The sequence below is a fragment of the Sphingopyxis sp. OAS728 genome (genome assembly GCF_014873485.1).
Classification (GTDB): Bacteria; Pseudomonadota; Alphaproteobacteria; order Sphingomonadales; family Sphingomonadaceae; genus Sphingopyxis.
Map to the genome: position 1 here is coordinate 2,614,167 of NZ_JADBDT010000001.1, position 15,881 is coordinate 2,630,047.

14 protein-coding genes are annotated in these 15,881 nt (G+C 66.4%); 8 read left to right on the plus strand and 6 right to left on the minus strand.

Annotated elements, in window-relative coordinates; all coding sequences use genetic code 11:
* Positions 1–27: 27 nt before the first annotated feature.
* Genes GGC65_RS12200 through GGC65_RS12215 form a run of 4 tightly spaced genes read right to left on the minus strand, consistent with a single transcriptional unit; the run spans position 28 to position 5,304 of the window.
* The gene (locus GGC65_RS12200; RefSeq protein WP_192647410.1) at positions 28–465 is read right to left on the minus strand and encodes a RidA family protein; all 438 of its coding nucleotides are present in this window, start codon (positions 463–465) and stop codon (positions 28–30) included.
* 35 nt (positions 466–500) lie between these two features.
* Complete coding sequence (locus tag GGC65_RS12205; protein ID WP_192647411.1) at positions 501–1,481, minus strand: hypothetical protein; 981 nt, start codon at positions 1,479–1,481, stop codon at positions 501–503.
* Positions 1,481–2,722: a lipase family protein gene (locus tag GGC65_RS12210; RefSeq protein ID WP_192647412.1), complete on the minus strand. Its 1,242-nt coding sequence runs from the start codon at positions 2,720–2,722 to the stop codon at positions 1,481–1,483. Before GGC65_RS12210 ends, GGC65_RS12205 begins: the two co-directional genes overlap by 1 nt.
* An 11-nt stretch (positions 2,723–2,733) precedes the next feature.
* Entirely contained in the window at positions 2,734–5,304 is a 2,571-nt protein-coding gene (locus GGC65_RS12215) for a TonB-dependent receptor (protein ID WP_225940795.1), read from the minus strand.
* A gap of 458 nt (positions 5,305–5,762) precedes the next feature.
* Here GGC65_RS12215 and GGC65_RS12220 point away from each other — a divergent pair, with 458 nt between their 5' ends.
* Both GGC65_RS12220 and GGC65_RS12225 read left to right on the plus strand, forming a co-directional pair.
* Positions 5,763–8,468 carry a YadA family autotransporter adhesin gene (locus GGC65_RS12220; protein WP_192647413.1) on the plus strand — a complete coding sequence of 902 codons (2,706 nt, stop codon included), beginning with the start codon at positions 5,763–5,765 and terminating at the stop codon, positions 8,466–8,468.
* Positions 8,469–8,639: 171 nt separating this feature from the next.
* Entirely contained in the window at positions 8,640–10,595 is a 1,956-nt protein-coding gene (locus GGC65_RS12225) for a S9 family peptidase (protein ID WP_192647414.1), read from the plus strand.
* On the opposite strand, the gene GGC65_RS12230 is transcribed toward GGC65_RS12225, so the two are convergent.
* Positions 10,564–11,568: a LysR family transcriptional regulator gene (locus GGC65_RS12230; RefSeq protein ID WP_192647415.1), complete on the minus strand. Its 1,005-nt coding sequence runs from the start codon at positions 11,566–11,568 to the stop codon at positions 10,564–10,566. The two genes, GGC65_RS12225 and GGC65_RS12230, sit on opposite strands and share 32 nt — an antisense overlap.
* Before the next feature lie 213 nt (positions 11,569–11,781).
* Between GGC65_RS12230 and GGC65_RS12235 the strand changes: the two genes are divergently transcribed.
* Entirely contained in the window at positions 11,782–12,057 is a 276-nt protein-coding gene (locus GGC65_RS12235; RefSeq protein ID WP_192647416.1) for a response regulator transcription factor, read from the plus strand.
* A 329-nt stretch (positions 12,058–12,386) separates the two neighbouring features.
* On the opposite strand, the gene GGC65_RS12240 is transcribed toward GGC65_RS12235, so the two are convergent.
* Entirely contained in the window at positions 12,387–12,833 is a 447-nt protein-coding gene (locus tag GGC65_RS12240) for a hypothetical protein (protein ID WP_192647417.1), read from the minus strand.
* A gap of 172 nt (positions 12,834–13,005) precedes the next feature.
* On the opposite strand from GGC65_RS12240, the gene GGC65_RS12245 reads away from it, so the two are divergent.
* The 5 genes from GGC65_RS12245 to GGC65_RS12265 all read left to right on the plus strand — a co-directional run bounded on the left by GGC65_RS12245 (position 13,006) and on the right by GGC65_RS12265 (position 15,752).
* A complete protein-coding gene (locus GGC65_RS12245; RefSeq protein WP_225940796.1) occupies positions 13,006–13,473 on the plus strand; it encodes a hypothetical protein in 468 nt (155 codons plus the stop codon).
* A 64-nt stretch (positions 13,474–13,537) separates the two neighbouring features.
* Entirely contained in the window at positions 13,538–14,020 is a 483-nt protein-coding gene (locus GGC65_RS12250; protein WP_192647419.1) for a hypothetical protein, read from the plus strand.
* A 58-nt stretch (positions 14,021–14,078) separates the two neighbouring features.
* Entirely contained in the window at positions 14,079–14,372 is a 294-nt protein-coding gene (locus GGC65_RS12255) for a helix-turn-helix transcriptional regulator (RefSeq protein ID WP_318780159.1), read from the plus strand.
* Positions 14,373–14,853: 481 nt separating this feature from the next.
* Positions 14,854–15,177: a hypothetical protein gene (locus tag GGC65_RS12260; protein WP_192647421.1), complete on the plus strand. Its 324-nt coding sequence runs from the start codon at positions 14,854–14,856 to the stop codon at positions 15,175–15,177.
* Between the two features lie 332 nt (positions 15,178–15,509).
* On the plus strand, positions 15,510–15,752 hold the full coding sequence (locus GGC65_RS12265; RefSeq protein WP_192647422.1) for a response regulator transcription factor: 243 nt from the start codon (positions 15,510–15,512) through the stop codon (positions 15,750–15,752).
* The last annotated feature ends 129 nt before the right edge of the window (positions 15,753–15,881 follow it).

Consider the following 15,881-nt stretch of genomic DNA (forward strand, 5'->3'; position numbering starts at 1 on the left):
GCGCCTCACTGCCGTAAACGAGCGCGGTCAGTTCGCCTTGCGCGCAACGATCCTGACCTCCGCGACAGCGTCGCCGCGGTAAAGCTGCGCGTTCCCCACCGCGGTCCATGCCGGAAACGGCGCCTTCACATAGCGGTGCTTGACCAGCACGAACGCATCGATCTGCCCGGCCATATCCACATGATAGCTCGTCATCTCGACCACGTCGTCGAAGGTCGCGCCGGCGCGCCTCAAGGTCGCTTCGATCCGCTCGAACATTCGCTCGAAAGCAGGCTCGGGGCCTTGGTCGCCAGCGCGCGGTACCGCGACGACGCCCGACAGATAAATGGTATCGCCGGCGATGATCGCCTCGGAATAGCCGAGCTTCTCCTGAGCCGAGCGCGCAGAGGGATTTTCCGCTACGATGACCGACCCGACGTCGCGGGCGGCCGCGCACCCGGCAAACAGGGTCCAGGCAGCCAGCATGGCCGCCGAAGCTGCGGCGGCGCCAGCCCGATAAGTCACCGCCGGGCGCCGGTGGCACCGCCAGCGGCGACCGGCACGGCCTGCATCGCGCGCTTCACGGCAGCCTCGAAGACAGGAGACCGCCGCGCAAGGGCGGCACCAGTCCCGATCGCGGTGACGGCCGCATGCGGGACCGATGCGCGCGCCGCGGACCCTTCAGTCCCCTGCCCCGCGACAGACTGGGAATAGAGCCTGCCCGGCGAGGCGACAGCGTCGAAGCCGGCCCGCCCCGCCCCGATGCCGCGCGCCATCATGTCGCTGCGAACCGGCAGCGGCGCCGTGGCGCAGCGCTCCTCGCCACTCGGGCGAATGTGCCGGCACGCAAGCGCTTCGCCGCCGACCGACAGCATGGCGACCGTGCGGGTCTTTGCTGCCGAAAGATGCTGAACCATCGACTTGAAAGGCGGATCGTAGGACCGGAATCCGTTCCGGTCGGCGTGACCGGTGCCGGTAAGAGCGATCAGCAGCGCCCCGCCGTGGCGAGCCCCCGCGGCGAGAAGCCGGGCCGCCATCGCACGTTCGCGCCCGTCGCTCGTTCCGCCGCCTGCGATTTCATGGTCGAAGGCGACGAGCTCGATCGAGCGACCTGCCTGCCGCAAACGCCAGACGCCAAGCAGCATGTCGACCATCGCAGCGCTGCCGCGGCCGTCGGGTCGCGCGAGCGCTGGCGCCGTGCGGAGGATGTCCAGCGCGGCGCCGGCGTCGCGCTCGGCGAGAAAGGCTTCCAGAACCGGCTGGCTGGCCGCGGGCCATTCGACGCCGACGACAAGGGGACGGGACCCCGCCGCGCAGACGAGATCGGAGAAGAGCTCAGGCGCTTCCTTCGTGCCGTGGGTCTCGCCGACCAAGAGATATTGCAAGCCGGGAGGCTCAAGCACATCAGCCGTCTTGGCAAGCGGCGCGCAGTCGCGCGCGAAAGCGCTCGCCGGCAGCGCGGAGAGCAAGCCCGCCGCGATCAGTAAGGTGGATCTCAGCATCATCTTGAGCCCTCATGACGTTGAACCGGCGCGCACGCGGGCACGCCCTCACCGCGCATCAGACGCGCGGCAAATTCCGAAGAGTCGCGAAACGACGGGTTGACCGCCGAACTATGGTCGCGGCCCGCATAGAGATGTGCTTCGACCCTCGCTCCGGCGCGGCAGGCGTCGGCGACGATGGCCAGCTGGCCATTGGCAGGCGTGTCGACGTCGTCGGCGCCGATGCCGACGAACAGCGGCTGCTGGAGCGCGAGCGACGGATAGCGCGCGGCGTCGATCGCCTCGCGGAAGATTTCGTAGAAGAGCGGCGTGATGGCATTGCCCTGATGGAGGCTCGCCGCGCGAACCTCTTGCAGCATTGGCAAGGCGCAGGTCGAGCGGGCGGCATCGAGCGCGGTGCGGCCCTGCGGCGTGAGCCCGTCCGCCGGGTCGAGATGCGGATCGCCCTCGCTCGCCGACGCGGCGAGATAGAGGAGATAAGCCACGGCCGGATCGAATGCAGCCTCGGCGCGCGCCGCGCGGTTGGCGGGACTGAGCGACGCGGTGACGTTGGGAACGCCGGTGGCGACCGTGCCCACTACGCCAAGCTCGCGCGCATAGCCCGGCGCGAGCGCGGCCGTGGAGATAGCGGCCGCCGCCCCCTGGCTCTGGCCGACGAGGAGGATGCGGTTGGCGAGCGCCGGCTCATGGCTCCGCGCGGCGCGTAGCGCGTCGAGGATGCTGTAGGCCGCGGCGCGATTGTCGAGATAGGGGTGCGCGCCGGGGGTACCGAGGCCCTGATAGTCCGTCGCGACGATCGCATAGCCCGCATTGAGCCATGCGCCGAGATATTGGAGGTCGCGCGGCGACCGGCCCGCGACCGTCGGCGCACAGGTGTCGGCGATGCCGACGGTGCCATGCGCCCAGGCGACTATCGGCCAGCCCCCGGCCGGGGGATCGCCTATCGGCAAGAAGAGCGCACCCGAGACCGCGACCGGGCGCGTCCCCGAACGACCGTCGGTCGATCCGTAGACAAACCGGGCCTGCCGTGCCGCCCCCGGGAGGCCGAGCGCGGCAGGCAGCGGCTCGGATCCCAGCCATTCGCCGCGGCCCGGCTCGCGCCCGGCGAACGCCCGATAAAGATCGGGCACTTCGCCAGGCTGCGAGGGTCCCGCCGACGAAGACATGTCGGCGGAAATCCAGAGGCCCGAGGCGGCGGAGATCGCGATTGCGATCGCGGCGAGAGCGCGCAGCACGGTCATCTCCGGCGCGATCAGCGCAGACGCCAAGTCAGGCGCGCACCGATCATGCGCGGCGCGCCCGCCACGAAGGTCGGCAGACCGAGGCGATCCCCCGAATTGCCCGCATCGATGAAATATTTCCGGTCCGTGAGATTGGTCGCGAACAGGTCGAAGGTCAGCGGGATGCTGTCGGGGCTGTAGGACAGCGTCAGGTTGACGAGGCCGAATGCCTTCTGCACCTCGTCGACCACCGTGTCGGGTACAAAGGCAACCGGCGGCTGCTGCAAGTCCGAGCGGTCATTGTCGTCCTCGAAGAAGGTCTTCGACTGCCAAGTGAAGGTCGGGCGGACCTCGATCTCGCTGCCGACGCGCAGGACGGCGCCGATAGACGCGCTGTGATCGGGCGACTGACGGAAGCGGTTGCCGTCGAACGCGCCGCTGGTGAAGCGGCTGTGGTTATAGGCGTAGGTGCCGTAGAGGCTCAGCGCTGCAAAGGGCGTCCACTCCCCCTGCAACTCCACCCCGTAGGATTCCGCGCTGCCGCCGTTGGTCGGCACGAGGCGCAGACCGTCGCGTTCGACCGTCTCGAAATTGTCGTAGCTGTAATAATAGACGGCGGCGTTGCCCGCGAAGCGCGAGGCGGGGCGGCGGAACTTGATGCCGACCTCGACGCTGTCGACGGTTTCCGCATCGAGGTTGACGAACTGGGGGGCGCCGAACGGCACCGTGGGTCCGGTAACCGACAGCGTTTCGGGGCGGCGGCCGCGTGCATAGGTAGTGTAGAGGCTCGTGTCCTCATCGAGCGCGTAGCGGGCGGCAAGACGCCAGGTCAGGCCGCTGTCGTCGATCTTGCCGCTCGACACGCCGCCATTGCCGGCAGTCGGTTGGAAGATCGCCCCGAAGAGCGGCAGCGCACTCGCCGGAATCGACTGGACGGCCGGGCTCCGGAGCGCTGCGAGAACGGCCTGCGCCTGGGCGATCGCCTGCGGCGAGCCGCTCGAGGCGAGGCGCGCCGCGCCGATGGTGCCGCCGAGAACGCTGCGCCCGCCGGTCAGGAATGCGCTGTAGGAGGAGCGGCGCCGGTCGAACGTATAGCGTAGCCCCGCCGAAATCTCGAGCGCGTCGGAGACTTGGAACGTCCCGTCGGCGAAGAGGTCGTAGGAAGAGAGGCGCGCGCTATCGACCGGCGTTTCGCGGTGGTTTGGGCGAAGATTGCCGGCCAGCGCCAGCGCCTGGGCTGGGCTCAGCAGGATTTGCGGATCGACGGCCGCCGTTGCGGGATTGTCAGAGGCGCTCGCAACAAGGCCTTGGAGCAGTGCGGCGTTGAAGGCGGGGTTCGTGAGGAGCGACACCGGAGCCGGGGTGGTTGCGGGGAGCCCCGAGCCGGCCGCGCCGCCGTTGAGTTGGCGGGTCAGCGTTGCGAGCAGGATGCGCTCGTCGATCTGGATTGGCGTCCGGTGGGTGCCGTCGAAGCGGAATGCGCTCGCGCCGAAGAAACCGCGGAAGCGATTGCCGTCATCGAAATTGACCCGCACTTCCTGGCTCCACTGCTCGGCCTTGCCCTGGTTGGCGGCGGTGAGCAGCGAGAGCGAAAGACCGTCGGGATCGTTGATCTCGGTGGAATCGAACTCGCGATAAGCCCCGATCGTCGAGATGGTGAATTTGTCGCCGAGCGGCGCCGAGCCGAGCAGCGTCACGCCCCAGACTTCACGGTCCACACCATATCGGTCGTCGATGAAGCCGGCCCCCGGTACGAGCGCGGCGGCGTCATGCGCACGCCGGTCGCTGACGACGGCGCCCGTCGCGGGATCGGTCTGGTCGAAGAGAATCGACTTGAAGGCCGTGCCCGACGGGCGGTCGCGCTGCCAGTTGGCGATGAGATCGAGCGACGCGCCGCCGTTGGTCCGCCAGCCGAGCGAGGCCCGAAGCGCCTTGGTGTCGACCGATTGGAAATCCTCGCCGCCCAGTGCATTTTTGACATAGCCGTCGCGATCGCGAGTCACGCCGGCAAGGCGCAGCGCCACGCCACCGCCGAGCGGAACATTGACCATGCCTTCGAGGCGCAGCAGCGAGAAGTCGCCGACCTCGGCGCTGGCGCGGGCATCGAAGCGGTCGGGATCGGCCTTGTTCTGGATGATGCTGACGGCGCCGACGAGCGCACCGCGGCCGAAGAGCGTCGACTGCGGCCCCTTGGCGACCTCGACGCGTTCGATGTCGAACAGCTCGACGTAGCTGCCTTCGCCCTTCGAGATCGAGACGCCGTCCTGGAATACCGAGACGCGGGGCTCGAAAGCGGTCTCGAGGACGCTCGAGCTCACACCGCGCATGATGAAGCCGGGATTGTTGGGCGACTGCTGCTGGACCTCGAAGCCCGGCGTGAACTGGGCCAGCTGGTCGAGGCCCTGGATGCCGAGGCGCTCGAGCGCGCGGCTGTCATAAGCGGTCAGAGCGATCGGCACTTCGATGGGCGACTGCTCCTGCTTCTGCGCGGTGACAACGATTTCGTCGAGGACCGCCTCCGGTGCGGCCGTTTCCTGAGCTGCTGCGACGCCCGGAAGGGCGAGAGCGGCGACGGTAAGCAGACGAATGGTGATGTGAGACATGGATGGGAGTTTCCGATTTTCATGGGAGAGAAAAGTAGGACCGGCGCGCAGCCGAATGGCCACGCGCCGGTGCGACCCGTTGCGGAGAGCGCGCCGCCGCCCACTGGTAGGGGGTCTGGACGGAGCGCGCTCACCACGCCGCCCCTCTAGCGGCAGTCCACGAAGCGGAAGCCTGTCAGGCTTACGAGGCCCCGGGTCCCCCTCGCGTACGCGCGCGATTCTCCGTTCAATATCAGAGGCTTGTTGAGGCGCCCCTGAACCGTCTGGGCTGTGAGACCTACGAGGCGACCCACACCTCGGGCGGCGTCATTAGGCCGCCACCGCTTCCCATCCCGGAGCGGCACACTCTCTCCCTCGCCGGTCGTTCGCCCAGCGCACGACCGGCATTTTTCCCATTCCCATTGCTCCCGTGGCGCCCTCAGGCGCGGGATCGGAGCGAAGTCTGAAGGTTCTTTATCATGACGAATATCAAAGGCTCCAAACCGGCTGCGGTGCGTCTCGCGGCGGCTTCATCCCTGACAATCGCAGCCATCCTCTCGACAGGGGCCGTGCATGCGCAGGTCACCCTCGGTGTCGGCGCCAGCGCTCCTAATCCTGAGACCGTTGCTGTCGGGGAGTTGAGCAACGCAACCGGCACCGGCTCGACCGCCGTCGGGACGTCCGCCGTGACGATCGGATTGAATTCGACCGCGGTTGGTCGTCAGTCCGCGGCGAACGGCGTCGGTTCGGTCAGCGTCGGATCGCTCGCGAGCAGCGCCGCCGACGGGGCGGTGGCAGTCGGCGAGCTTTCGAGCGCACTTGCAAATTCTTCGGTCGCGGTAGGCGCCTCGTCACGGGCGTCGGGCGTGAGCTCGGCCGCTTTGGGCAATTCGGCAAGCGCGAATGGTGCCGGGTCGCTCGCCGCCGGAGCGAACGCGGCCGCAGGCCAAGAGGGCTCGGTCGCGCTGGGCAGCGCCGCTGTAGCGGTCGACGTGAATGGCATCGGGCTCGGGGCGCGAGCCCGGGCAGAGGGTGCCGGCGCAATCTCGATGGGCGCAGACAGCAATGCCGCGACTGGCGGTTCGGTTGCCCTCGGACAGTTTGCATCGGCAACCGGCGAAATCAGCACGGCACTGGGCTTCGGCAGCGTTGCAACCGGCGAGCTGTCGTCTGCCTTCGGTCCGGGTGCGCGTGCTAACGGCGACGGCAGTTTTGCGGGTGGCCAGAATGCTTCAGCGGGCGGCGTAGGCGCGACTACGGTGGGGCGAAATTCGCTCGCCGGCGGCGCGGAAGCCAGTAGCTTCGGATCCGGAAGCAACGCCTCCGGTGCCGCTGCCACCGCTCTCGGCAGCCGCAACATCGCGGCTGGGGACCGCAGCTTTGCAGCCGGTGTCGAATCGCAAGCCAATGGTTCGGGTTCCATCGCTATCGGCGACGGCGCGACGGCGGATGGCGCAGGCGCGGTCGGTATCGGCGGCAATGCTAACGGCTTTGGGACCAACTCGGTGGCAGTGGGCAATTCGAGCGGCGCTGGCGGCGAGCAGGCTGTCGCGCTTGGCTTCGGGTCGAACGGGTTTGGAAACCAGAGCGTTGCCATCGGGAATCTTTCGCAGGCATCGGGTGAGCGGGGCGTCGCGATCGGCAGCGAGGCGTCCGCGTCGGGAACTGATGCGTTTGCGGCTCTCGACAATGCCACGGCCTCGGGCAACCGTGCAATCGCAGTCGGGGTAAGTGCGAGCGCAACGGGCGCGGACGCTATGGCGGTCGGAACCGCGAGCGAAGCCTCGGGACTGGCATCGTCGGCGTTTGGCCAAGCGGCCAGGGCAACGGGCGATAACGCAAACTCTTTCGGCTTCGGGAGCAACGCCGGAGGCAATTTCTCGACAGCGGTGGGTTCGGGCGCCCAAGCAAATGGCGAGAATAGTTTCGCTGGCGGGAGCAACGTAATCGCGGCAGGCGTATCCGCCACCGCTATCGGCGACGATGCGGTAGCGGCTGGAGACCAGTCTCTCAGCATCGGTGCGGCCAACCGGGCAGAAGCGGAAGGGTCGTCGGCTGTTGGCAACGCAAATAGCGCTACGGGTATCGGATCGACCGCGGTCGGACGGCTCAATGTTGCAAGCGGCAGCCGCAGTTTTGCCGCGGGGACCGAAGCCACTGCCGAAGGCAGCAGCTCGATTGCGGTTGGCGACGAGGCGCGCGCTCTCGGCGCACGAAGCGCGGTGGTAGGCTCTGAAGCGACTGCCGCCAGCGAGGACTCGAGCGCTTTTGGCGCGGGAAGCATTGCGCTCGATGAGGGCAGCACCGCTCTCGGCAGCAATGCGGTGGCTAGCGGGCTTCAGGCAACCGCCGTCGGGCGTTTCAGCTTTGCCGCAGGCGCGGACAGTTTCGCAGGCGGAACCAATGCGGTCGCACAGGGCAATGATTCTGTCGCTCTGGGAAGCAATGCTCAAGCGCTCGGCAATTCGTCGGTGTCGATCGGGCTCAACAGCAGCGCTTCAGGACTCGAGGCGACGTCAAACGGGTTCCTCAGCAACGCGGATGGCCGCGGCGCCACGGCTCTCGGCGGACGCAACCGCGCCAGCGCGACCTTCTCGACCGCGGTGGGCTGGGCCAACACGGCGAGCGGCACCAACAGCTTCGCCGCGGGCAATCGCTCGGTCGCGAGCGGCGCCTCGTCGGTCGCCGTTGGTGACCAGGCAACGGCGTCGGGCGCCAACTCGGTCGCCATCGGTACCGGCTCGACTGCAGTTGAAGACAATGTTGTCTCGGTCGGTTCGGCGACGAACCGCCGCCGTGTCACCAATGTCGCCGACGGTGTCGCGCCCAGCGACGTGTCGACGGTCGGCCAACTCCAGGCGGGCCTCGCCGCCGAGCGCGCCTTCGCACAGGCCGGGTTCGATCGCATCAGCCTCGACATTAGCCGCCTCGACAGCCGCATTGACCGCGTCGGCAAGCGCGCCGACGCCGGTACCGCAGCGGCGATGGCCGCCGCGGGTCTGCCGCAGGCGACGAGCGAAGGCGACGGCATGATCGCAATGGGCGTCGGCAGCTGGCGCGACCAGGCAGCGTTCGCGATCGCCGCATCGAAGATCCTGACCGGCGGCACCGCCGTCAGGTTCGGGGCGAGCTTCGACACGCACGGTACCGGCGGCGTCAGCGCAGGCGTCGGCTTCCGCTTCTGAGGTAGCGGCCGCCCTCACGCCATGGGACGGGAGGGCGGTTCGCCGCAGCGTCCGGGTCAAAGGGCCCTCTTGAGGCTCCGGATGCGCAGCCGCGCAGGGCGTTCGTCCTGCGCGGCTGTTACCGCGTCGCGTCCCCTAAAATCCGAACATCGAGAATGAAGGAAATGCTCCATGCGTGTCACATCCTGCCTGGCGATCTGCCTTGCCGCCGCGTCGCCCGCCGCGGCCCAGACCCAAGCGCCATCCGGTACCCTGATCGCGGTCCCCGCGGCGCCGCCCGCCTATAGTTCGGAGGATATATTCGCTACCGTCACGATCGCGCTGCCGGACGTGGGCGGCATCGCCTTCTCGCGCGACGGACATTCGATCCTGCTTTCGAGCGACCAGAGCGGAATTTTGAACAGTTATATCGCGCCTGCCAACGGCGGTCCCGCAATGGCGATGACGCGCTCGGCGACCGATGGTCTCGTTGCGGTCAGCTATTTTCCTCAGGACGACCGGTTGCTGCTCGCGGGCGACAGGGGTGGCGATGAGCGCACCCACATCTTCGCGCGAGAAGTCGGCGGAACGGTTCGCGATCTGACCCCCGGCGACGAGGTCAAGGCAGACTTTCTCGGCTGGAACGCCGACGGCGGCGAATTCTACATTCTCTCCAACGCGCGCGATCCCGGACAGGCCGATCTTTATGCGGTCGATGGCAGGACCTATGCAGCACGCATGATCCTCATGGCCGACGAACGGGAAATTCTCGACGTGTCGCCCGATGGCCGCCACGCGGTCCTGATCGCCCGGACCGGATCGGCCGACAGCAATCTTTTTTTGGCCGAGATCGGGAGCGGCGTTGCGCCGCGGCTTATCACGCCCCACAGCGGGCGCGCGCTCTACGGCAGTTTCGGTTTCACGCCTGACGGCAGCTCGCTGATCATTGCCACCGACGCGCATGGCGAGTTTGCCGAGGCGTGGTGTTACGATCTCAAAGCCGAATCAATGCAGCCATATCTGAAGGGCGAGTGGGACCTTGCCTGGCTGCGCTTGTCGCGGTCGGGCCGATACCGCGCCGCGGCGTTCAACGAAAATGGCCGGACGGCGCTGGCGCTTGTCGACCTTCATCGAGGCAAGCCGATCACTCTCAGCGGCATTCCCGACGGCGAGATCACCAATCTCCAGTTTGATCGGGCCGAGGACCGCATCGTCTTCACCCTTGCTTCTGATACGTCGCCGGCCGACGTCTATATTGCCGATCTGGCAACTGGCGCGGCGCGCCGACTGACGAATGCGCTTGGCGAACGGATTGACGAACGTCGTCTGGTTCGCGCCGATAATGTCACCATCCCGGGTCCGGACGGCCACGCGATACCCGCGCTGGTCTACCGCCCGCACGGCGCGACGGCGGCACATCCGGTCCCCGCCGTCGTCTGGGTCCATGGCGGTCCCGACCAGAGCCGCCACGGCTGGGCACCGACGCTGCAACATCTGGTCGGTCAGGGCTTTGCGGTGATCGCGCCCAATTTCCGGGGCTCGACCGGTTTCGGAAAGAGCTTTCTCCAGGCGGACGACCGCGCGCACGGCGACGCCGACCTCGCCGATGTGGTGACGGCGGGCGACTGGATGCGTGCGCAGGACTGGGTCGCCGACGACAAGGTCGCGGTCATGGGCCGGTCCTACGGCGGATTTCTGACGCTCGCGGCGCTCGCTTTTCGCCCGGATGCCTTCGAGGCGGGGATCGACATATTCGGTATCTCGAACTGGCAGCGGACGCTGACCTCGATCCCGCCTTGGTGGGAGAGTCTGCGCGTCGCACTCTACGAAGAGATGGGCGATCCCGCGACCGATGGCGAGCGCCATCGGCGAATCTCGCCTCTGTTCCATGCCGATCGCATCCGGCGTCCACTTCTGGTCGTGCAAGGTGCCAATGATCCGCGCGTGCTGCAGGCTGAAAGCGACGAGATCGTAGCCGCCGTGCGCAGGAATGGCACCCCTGTCGAATATTTGCTCTTTCCCGACGAGGGGCATGGCTTTCGCAAGCGCGAGAATCTCGTCCGGGCCCAAGACGCCTATATCGCGTTCCTGCGGTCCCACTTGGGCGATCCCCGGTTTACCGAGACGCCGGGTGCCGGTTTTCAATAAGGCCGCGGCTACCGACCACGCCGGCCTGCGACTTCAGAGATTCACCGCCCGGTAGCAGGTCGAGCAACCAGGAAATGGCGGGATCGCGCATCGCGGATTGAAGCGCGACGGCGTTCAGCCGGAAGGCCGGCATCGGAAACGGCGCTTCGAGGATGACGATACCGAGCCTGTCGGCATGCATGGCCGCAAAATGCCGCGGCACCGCGCAGACGAATTCGCTATCGGCGACCACCGCCAATGCGAACATGAAATTTGGGAGGGTCAGCGCGATACGCCGGGCCTTCCCGTCTTTCGCCAGGATATGGTCGACGAACCCCATCGGGTCCCCCGTCATCGACACGACAAGATGCTCCACGGCAAGATAAGTTTCGAGGCCCGGCTCTTTCTCGAGGCGGTGACCCCGCCGGGCGACGATGACGAAATCTTCTTCGTAAAGCGTACGCCAGTGAAAACGGGCCGGAATTTCGTCGGTAGGGATAATCGCGATATCGGTCGCGCGCGACTCGAGGTCGGCGAAGGCCGGCGTCCAGGCCCGAAGCATATTCGTCTCGCCCGGGGCGGGAAGAGCCTGGCGAAGCGAGATATCGATGCCGGGACCCATCTGGCGGAGCGACGCAAGCAGCGGCGCAAGAATTACCGCCGACACCCCATCGGGCGCACCGACGGAGAATCGCCGGCGCGAACTTGCGGCGTCGAAAGGTTCCGCGGTGGCCAGGATCGATCGCAATTGGGAGAGAACAGCGGCGACCGGCTCGGCGAGCTCGAGCCCCCGGTCGGTCGGCACGACGCCCTTCGGTGTCTTGAGAAACAGCTGATCGTTCAAGAGGCGGCGGAGCCTCGACAGGCCGTGGCTGACGGCAGAGGCAGAGAGATTGAGGCGATCGGCCGCACGGCCGACGTGGCGCTCCTCCAATACGGCCTCGAACAGGACGAGAAGATTGAGATCGGCACGGGACAGGTCGAGTTCGTTCATGGTCGGCTTTCATCAAAGCGGGACGGTCTCGGCCAGTCCACGCGGTTCGGTGGCTGTCAGGCGCCGCGAGAAGGGCGATAGACGCCGCGTCCCAAAACGTCATCCCATTTCGTGCATGATATTGATGAATTCATACCATTGGCTTCAGCACTGCCCAACGTGTCAATAGCGCCTCGACAGGGGCCCATGCCCACCTAGCCGTGAGACAAGACAATGCTGACCCAGACTGCTTTCCCGCCCGCCGCCGTACCCTTTCCTCCGATCGCCTCGGCCCAGTCGTGCAGCCGCACGCCGCTCACCGATCGCCAGCTCGAGTGCCTTGCGTGGATCAGCGAGGGCAAAAGCTCGACCGATATCGGCGAGATCCTCAGCATCTCGGGCCGTACGGTCGATTATCATGTCGGCGAAATCTGCCAGCGCCTCAACGTCCGGACGCGTATGCAGGCCGTTGCTCATGCCGTGCGCCGTGGCTGGCTCGAGACTGCCTGACCGGACGTCATGCCCGGCCCCGGCCAATCTCATAGCAACAACCGGTTACGTACGTCACCGGACCGCAATGCTCGAAACGGACGCGCCAGCTCGCGCGTCCGTTTCGAGCATCATGGGTAGCGGAGCATGACGAGCCAGGCTTGGGCGGGCCATTCCGCCCATCGGCCAGAGGCTGGATCTCCGACCAATTGCGCAGCGCATTCTTCATCCTCCCTGCCGCCTTTCCGCGCATTTGCCTCGCGCTCCGCAGCATATGACGCGGCGTTCCCCCCAAGCTGCGATCGAATGCTGCTAAGCTCGGCCACAGACCGGCTCCGCTGCGTAGCAACTCAGGCGCCGGCGAGCACCGCGAGCAGCATCGGCACCCCGAGCGCGCATTGCAACGTGGTCGAGAGCGTCCGCGGCCAGTTGAAGCGAATCAGTTCGGCAATCATGCGATCATTCTTGCCCGCTTCCAGACGATTATGCCGAGGGATCTGCAGCGCGAGCGTGAGCGCAAGACCGACCAGCCCGAGAATGATGTTGGCGATAGCCATCCAAGCCGGCACCGATGGCCCGAATAGCGCCAACGGAACGGGCAGAAGGAAGGTGGCGAAGCCGGGAAGAATCACGACGAACCAGATATGGCTGGTGTAGAAGCGGTGATAGTCGCGATATTCCCCGACGCCGACCTTGGCGAAAAGCGGGTAGATCACGATCTGGACGAACCAAGTGAGGCTCGCCACCCATGCGGTGAGAATGAGCCACATGACAAAAATAATTACGGGATCGGACATCAGAAATCCTGACTGGTCTGAGACATCGGCGGTCGGCCGCGCCTCCCGTTAGACGGTGCCGGGGGCTGTCGGGCCTAGCGAGGTATCGAGGCGGGGGGGCGAGGCACAGGCAGTCGAGCCAAGAGGCGGTAGCGCGGCTCACGACAATCAACCTGACAGTGTCACTGTCACGATGGCAGCATTACTGCCATGTCACCAAATACGCCCTCTCCTGGAAGCCCTCGCGAACAGCTCGCCCCAAGCCTCTGCATCGCCCGCCGATCTCGTCGCGCACATCCCCGCGCTATACGCCGCGTTCGATCGGGATGACCGGCTAGTGCGGGCGATGGTGCACGATCCGCATGGGCGCCGGGTCCGGATCGACAATGCGGAGGCCCGGCGAGCGAAGTTCCGAGACGCCTTGCAACCGGTACTCGCCGGACTTGGCGAAGACGATTCCATAGGGTTGTTGGCTTCGATAAGTGCGATTTGTTCGGCGAGCGGCTGGGAGATGATGAAGGACAATTGGCAGCTTGACAGAGCCGCTGCCGCGCGCGCCGCGCAATCGGGCGTGGAAGCGCTCATCGACGCTGCGCGCCACAAGACAGACCTTGCCGCAGACGCGGCGGTTGGTGTGACGACCAAGGGAGACCGGGGATGATTCACCACTCGTCCTTCGCGGTGCGCGAGCCGGACCGCGTCAACTGTCCTCGCGGATATTGCCGGTGCGCGGGCCATTCGCGCGCCTTCACCCCCTTTTTCTGGCCGGAACCTGGTTCGTCGTTTCCGGCGACGAGCGCGGATTGTCGCTGGAGATATTGCCGTGGACGGCGGCGTTCGACCCAAAGTCGCCGCTCGGCCTCAGCCGTCGTCCCGAAGGCCCGGGCTGCAGCGCCGCGCATGTCCTGATCAGCTCGGTGCACTCGCGCGACCATTTGCTTGCGATCGCGGCCGAGGCGGGATGGCACGCACAGGACGTCGAGACCGGAATGTTCCGAATCGTTAAGTTGTGGATCGACGAGGTGGTCCTCGTCGAAGTCCTGGCTGCCGGTGAGGCCGGACGTTATGTGGAGAGCTTCGGTACCGCGGGACTTCCGTCGCTCGACGCCCGCCTCCGCTGCCTTGAAACCGAATCATCAGAAGCTCTTTCTCGCAACTTTTCCCCGTCGGTGATCGCCGAGGCGTTCGCTTCCTCCTGCGGCGAATGACTCCTTGATGCTTCGCCGAAGAATATTTGCCACAGATTGCGCCGCCCCTGCGCGAGGCGTGCAGCCCGGTGCCGCGCCGGAGCGGGGCGAAATGCGTCGCCTGGTCGGAGGGCCGCCGGTTTCGCCTTACACGGGGCGGGCGGCACACCCACTGTCACCGCTGACCGGGCGCCAGCTTGAATGTCTCGCGTGGATCAGCGAAAGCAAGAGCTCGACCGATATTGACGCAATCCTGGGAATATCGCCCCGCACGGTCGACTATCATGTCGCCGAAATCTGCCGGCGCCTCAACATTCGCACCCGGATGCAGGCTGTCAAACAGGCCGTGACACTGGGGTGGATCGAGATCTGAACCGCCCGAGTCAATCCGTGGCCCTGCAACGCGGCGCGATCTCCCTCTCTCCCCCCGCCCCGGCAACCGCGGAGTCGTCGCTCGAAAGATAGATGGACCGCTCGCAGGCGAGCCGCTGCGGTCGCGGCCTCTGCACCGCGATGCCGACTGCTGGAGGCAGGAATGCCGCCCTCAGAATGGCGAGCACTAACGTCCGGCCCATCATACGCATATTCTCATTTGCTGATTGTCGATTTCAAAGCCTTGCCGCCGCGCTTCATCGGCATGCACCAAGCGCGTCTGTCGGGCTAGGCCGCTCGCACGGCGATGAGCCCTATGAGCCTTACCAGCCAGATGAACGCCGCGCCGTTAGCTGCCGACGCACGGCGCGAGCATTTCGGCGGCTCCACCCGGGGCAGCGTCGACGGCAGGACCGCCCGCCGGTTCCGCCCTCGTAAGTCTGACAGGGTGGCACGCCCCATCGCACCGGTAGGAGGACAGATTGAGTATCCATATTGGAACGGAGCAGCGGGATGCGGAGGGACGAGACATGACCGATCCACGGGCGCATGAGGCGCTGTGCAATGTGCATCGGTCGAAACCTGCGCATCTCACGCGATTTGCTTGCAAATCGGCATTCGTCGCCGTCGCGCTTCTCATCCTGTCGCTATTGTTTGCTCTGTCGGTGACGCTTTTTCTCCAAAGCATCACCCCGTTCGACGTCTCGCGTGACTCGTCGCATTGCGCCTGGATATTGACTGCCGCCTGCCCCTGTCCGTCCGAGCCGATCGTCTGCCGCATCGCGACGGCCGCCATCGCGTCCTGATGGCGATACCGCGCCTCCGCTCGGCCGATAAGATGCGACCTGTTCCTCGCATATATTGGCTCAATTTCCTGGGCCGACCGCCCGCAGCCGACCAGAGAAAAGCTCTTGCGTCCGGAGCTAGCGGCGCCGCCCTTCGGCCATGTGCCGCGGCGTCCGGCACGGCGGCTCGCTGAGGCGAGAGGGCATCCCGGTCTCATGTCTGCATCCTTCGCGCCGCCTTCGCAAAAAAGGGCTGGCGCCGCCGGAGGCGCGGAAGCCGCGCCGAACGGAAAGCGTCATTTTCCCATAATCCGCGCTTTGACCAGGGGCGGCTGCGTGCGGGGTACCAAGTCATGAGCACGCTGGAAACAGGCGACCGGGAGGGCGCGGTCGTCGATGTCCATCTGACCGAAAGGCAGCTCGAATGCCTCCGATGGATCAGCCGGGGCAAGAGTTCGACCGACATCGGCGCCATCCTCAATATCTCGGGACGTACCGTCGATTATCACGTCGCGGAAATCTGCCTGCGCCTCGACGTGCGGACTCGCATGCAGGCCGTCGCCTATGCGCTGCAGCACGGCTGGCTCTCCGAATAGTGCCGCGCGCACCACAGTTGCGCGACCCATCGAGCCCGTCACGCTCGGGCTCAGATGCCGGTCTCTCTGGAGGTGTCGCAGAGCGCCGCTCGCGCGGCGTCACGCGCCGCAACAAATGCATCGGCAGTT

Bases quoted from the DNA above. Each gene is read 5' to 3' on its own strand.
- GGC65_RS12265 (WP_192647422.1), top strand. From the start codon at position 15,510: ATGAGCACGCTGGAAACAGGCGACCGGGAGGGCGCGGTCGTCGATGTC.
- GGC65_RS12200 (WP_192647410.1), bottom strand. From the start codon at position 465: ATGCTGGCTGCCTGGACCCTGTTTGCCGGGTGCGCGGCCGCCCGCGAC.
- GGC65_RS12205 (WP_192647411.1), bottom strand. From the start codon at position 1,481: ATGCTGAGATCCACCTTACTGATCGCGGCGGGCTTGCTCTCCGCGCTG.
- GGC65_RS12215 (WP_225940795.1), bottom strand. From the start codon at position 5,304: ATGTCTCACATCACCATTCGTCTGCTTACCGTCGCCGCTCTCGCCCTT.
- GGC65_RS12245 (WP_225940796.1), top strand. From the start codon at position 13,006: ATGGCAGCATTACTGCCATGTCACCAAATACGCCCTCTCCTGGAAGCC.
- GGC65_RS12235 (WP_192647416.1), top strand. From the start codon at position 11,782: ATGCTGACCCAGACTGCTTTCCCGCCCGCCGCCGTACCCTTTCCTCCG.
- GGC65_RS12225 (WP_192647414.1), top strand. From the start codon at position 8,640: ATGCGTGTCACATCCTGCCTGGCGATCTGCCTTGCCGCCGCGTCGCCC.
- GGC65_RS12210 (WP_192647412.1), bottom strand. From the start codon at position 2,722: ATGACCGTGCTGCGCGCTCTCGCCGCGATCGCAATCGCGATCTCCGCC.
- GGC65_RS12220 (WP_192647413.1), top strand. From the start codon at position 5,763: ATGACGAATATCAAAGGCTCCAAACCGGCTGCGGTGCGTCTCGCGGCG.
- GGC65_RS12230 (WP_192647415.1), bottom strand. From the start codon at position 11,568: ATGAACGAACTCGACCTGTCCCGTGCCGATCTCAATCTTCTCGTCCTG.
- GGC65_RS12240 (WP_192647417.1), bottom strand. From the start codon at position 12,833: ATGTCCGATCCCGTAATTATTTTTGTCATGTGGCTCATTCTCACCGCA.